The sequence below is a fragment of the Gordonia sp. (in: high G+C Gram-positive bacteria) genome (genome assembly GCF_020438995.1).
Classification (GTDB): Bacteria; Actinomycetota; Actinomycetes; order Mycobacteriales; family Mycobacteriaceae; genus Gordonia.
Genome location: NZ_JAGQTN010000227.1, coordinates 1 through 3,317 on the forward strand (window position 1 = coordinate 1; position 3,317 = coordinate 3,317).

At 69.0% G+C, this 3,317-nt stretch carries 2 protein-coding genes; both read right to left on the reverse strand.

Annotated elements, in window-relative coordinates:
- Window positions 1-2,242 (reverse strand): circularly permuted type 2 ATP-grasp protein (locus KDB67_RS16180; RefSeq protein WP_291017686.1); only part of this gene is annotated, 2,242 nt, incomplete at its 3' end.
- A gap of 44 nt (window positions 2,243-2,286) precedes the next feature.
- The coding region (locus KDB67_RS16185) for a transglutaminase family protein (RefSeq protein ID WP_291017684.1) at window positions 2,287-3,317 on the reverse strand (1,031 nt) is incomplete at its 5' end.

Genomic DNA, 3,317 nt, shown 5'->3' on the forward strand with positions numbered 1-3,317 from the left:
ACTCCAGCAGCTGCTGTTCCAGGTCGGCGTCGCGGACCTCGACGAACAGTGCCGAGGTGAGGTCTGCCAGCGCGATGGCCCGTTCGGCGCGCCGACCCACATCCAGCAGATACCAGCCGGGGTCCTGAACCATCGACTCGGCCTGCAGCCCGGACAACGCCAGCACCGCGAACAGGATGTCGTCGTGGGCGGCGGCCAGTTCGGGCCCCAGATCCAGTTGGGGAACCGACGGATCCACCTCGGAGCTCAGCAACTCGGTCAACCGGGCGATCGCCCGCTCGGCCGGCGCGAGCACCATCCACGTGCTGGTGGTCATCTGGTCGCGGACCGCGCGCACCGCACCCACCAGCCGCATCCGCGAATAGGCGATGGTGCCGGGTACATGCCGATCGGCGGTCAGCTTGGCGACCAGCCTCAGGATGTCCACCGGCTCATCGTCCGGATCGGCATTCAGCAGCGCGGCGGTGCCGAGGTACTCGGCGGTACCGGTCATCCAGCCGGCCGCGTTCAGAAGTACGGGAACCACCTTGGGCAGCCCCACCCATGACCGCCGCTGCAGCTCCTCGTAACGCGACTGGCATACCTTCGCCAGTCGCGTCGTCCCGTCGACGCGTTCGAGGTAACGACCCACCCAGAACAGGTCCGACAGCACACGCGGGCTGGCGACGAATGCCGTGCCCGCGTTGTCGTGCGGCAACGCTACGGCCGCCCGAACCGGTGTCGGTGACACGTCGACGACGTCCGCCGGCTCGATCCGGGACTGCGACTTACGTGATGCATGCCCGCCCGCGCCGCCGCTGGTCAGCCATACGTCCTTGGCGCCGATGGTGGCCATCGCCCGACCCGGAACACCGTCGACGAGCACCGAGCCCAGCGCTCCCGGCATGACCGCGTAGAACTGCCCGCGGGCCAGGCTGAACGCACGCAACGAGACCGGAGCGCGGCGCACCTGTGGGGCTGAGACCGGGTCGGCCACGCCGGGCAGCATCGTCGGTGCCGTCGAGTACCGCACCAGCGACCGTCCGACCCACTGCCAGGTCTGTGCTTCGATGCGCGCCCGCAGATCGGTCAGGGTCGCCGAGTCGATCAGCGCACCCACGAATTCTTCGCCCGTTCGCACATTGGTGAGGACCATCGACTCGGCGTCGGCGATGATCTTCGACCGGCCTGCCGGGTCGCCGGCCCAGAACGTCGGTACGGACTCGAGCAGGAGCGATTCACCGAGCAGTTCACGCGCCACCGCATCGAGCACCGTGTGCAGCGCCGGATTCTCCAGGACACCGCTGCCGAGGGTGTTGACGACGGTGACGTTACCGCGGGAGATCGCCTCCACGAGACCGGCGACGCCTAGCTGAGAATCGGTGCGCAGGTCGAGCGGATCGACGAACTCGGCGTCGACCCTGCGCAGCAGCACGTCGACGCGGCGGAACTTGCCCAGCGAGCGCATGTAGACGTAGCCGTCACGCACGGTCAGGTCGGGGCCTTCGACGAGCGGGATTCCCAGCGCGGACGCCAGGTACGCCTGATCGAACGCGGTCTCGGACATGCTGCCGGGGCTGAGCACCACGACCGTCGGATCATCGACTCCGGGAGGGGCGTAGTCCAGCAGCGCCAGCCGCAGCGTCTGTACGAACCTCGAGATCGGCCTGGGCGCGCAGTCCTGGAACAGCTGCGCGAACGTCCGGGAAAGGATCCGTCGATCGGCCAGCGCGTACCCGATCCCCGACGGCGCCTGCGTCCTGTCCGCGAACACCAGGTGGGTGCCGTCGACGGTCCGCCCCAGGTCTACCGCGTGCAGGAACAGCGCATGCGGTGCGGCAACGTTCAGGTGCGCGGCTTTGCGCAGGTAACCGGGGTGGCCGTAGATCATCTCCGGCGGCACCACACCCCGGGTGATGAGTTTCTGGTCGTGGTAGATGTCGCGCAGGAGCAGGTCGAGCACCGTCGACCGCTGGGCGATCGCCGTCTCCAGCGTCGCCCAGTCATTGCCGTCCACCATCAGCGGAGCCGGGTCCACCACCCAGTCACGGGTGACCGTGGTGTCGCCGTCGAACTCGTTGTAGACGATGCCCTCGTCGTGGACGGCACCGGCCAGCCGGTGCGCGGCGTCCCCGAGCCGGCCCGCGCCGCGCACACCGTAGCCTGCGACCAGTTCCGACCAGCCGGCCCGGATCCCACCGGCCGCGTCGAGCATCTCGTCGTACGATCCCGATCCGGCATCAGCCCGGTAGCGGTCGAACACCGCGCGTACGGCGTCGCTCGCGGCGTCGATGCCAGGTGAAACGGTCACCGAAGAACTGTACGTGCGCGCCTCAGATCCAGAATGCCGGGGACCCCCGAGTCGATCGCGCCGCGCGCCATCCGTTCACGCAGCACACCGATGTCGACGTGGCCGGCGGTGTGCCCGGATGCCTCGAATCTGCCGTTTCGCCGCGATTCGGCCTCGACGGCGTTGACCGGCGGCCGGTCGTAGGCGCGGCCACCCGGATGCACCACGTGGTACGTCGCGCCGCCGACGGACCGCCCGGCCACCTGGTCGACGAGGTCGAATGTCAGCGGGGTGTCGACGGTGATCGTCGGATGCAGCGAGCTCGGCGGCTGCCAGGCCCGGAACCGGATACCCGCGACCCGCTCCCCGGGGATGCCGGTGGAACGCAGCGGGATCGGGTGCCCGTTGCAGGTGAGGATGAACCGGTCGTCCTCACCCCCGGACACCCGCACCTGCACCCGTTCGACCGACGAGTCGACATAGCGGGCGGTGCCCACGCCGGTCGACTCCTCACCGAGGGTGTTCCACGGCTCGATCGCACCGCGCAACTCCACCTCGTGGTCGCGGATCTGCACGGTACCCAGCCGTGGGAAGCGGAACTCGGTGAACGGGGCCAGCCAGGCGGTGTCGAACTCGTATCCCGCCTCCCGCAGGTCCTCGGCGACGGCGCCGATGTCGCGGATCAGGTAGTACGGCAGCAGGTATTTGCCGTGCAGGTCACCGCCATGCCGGATGAGCCGGCCACGGTAGGGCTGGTCCCAGAACCACGACACGAGCGAACGCACCAGCAGCGACTGCACCATCGCCATCCGATGATGCGGCGGCATCTCGAACGCCCGCAGTTCCAGCAGCCCGAGTCGCCCGCGCGGCGAGTCCGGGCTGTAGAGCTTGTCGATGCAGAATTCGGCGCGGTGGGTGTTGCCGGTGATGTCGGTGAGCAGGTGTCGCAGCGCCCGATCGGTGACCCACGGGTTCGGTGGGGCGTCGACGCCTGTTCCCGGCTCGCCCTTGGTCGCCAGCCGGTCGATCTCGGCGAACGCGATTTCCA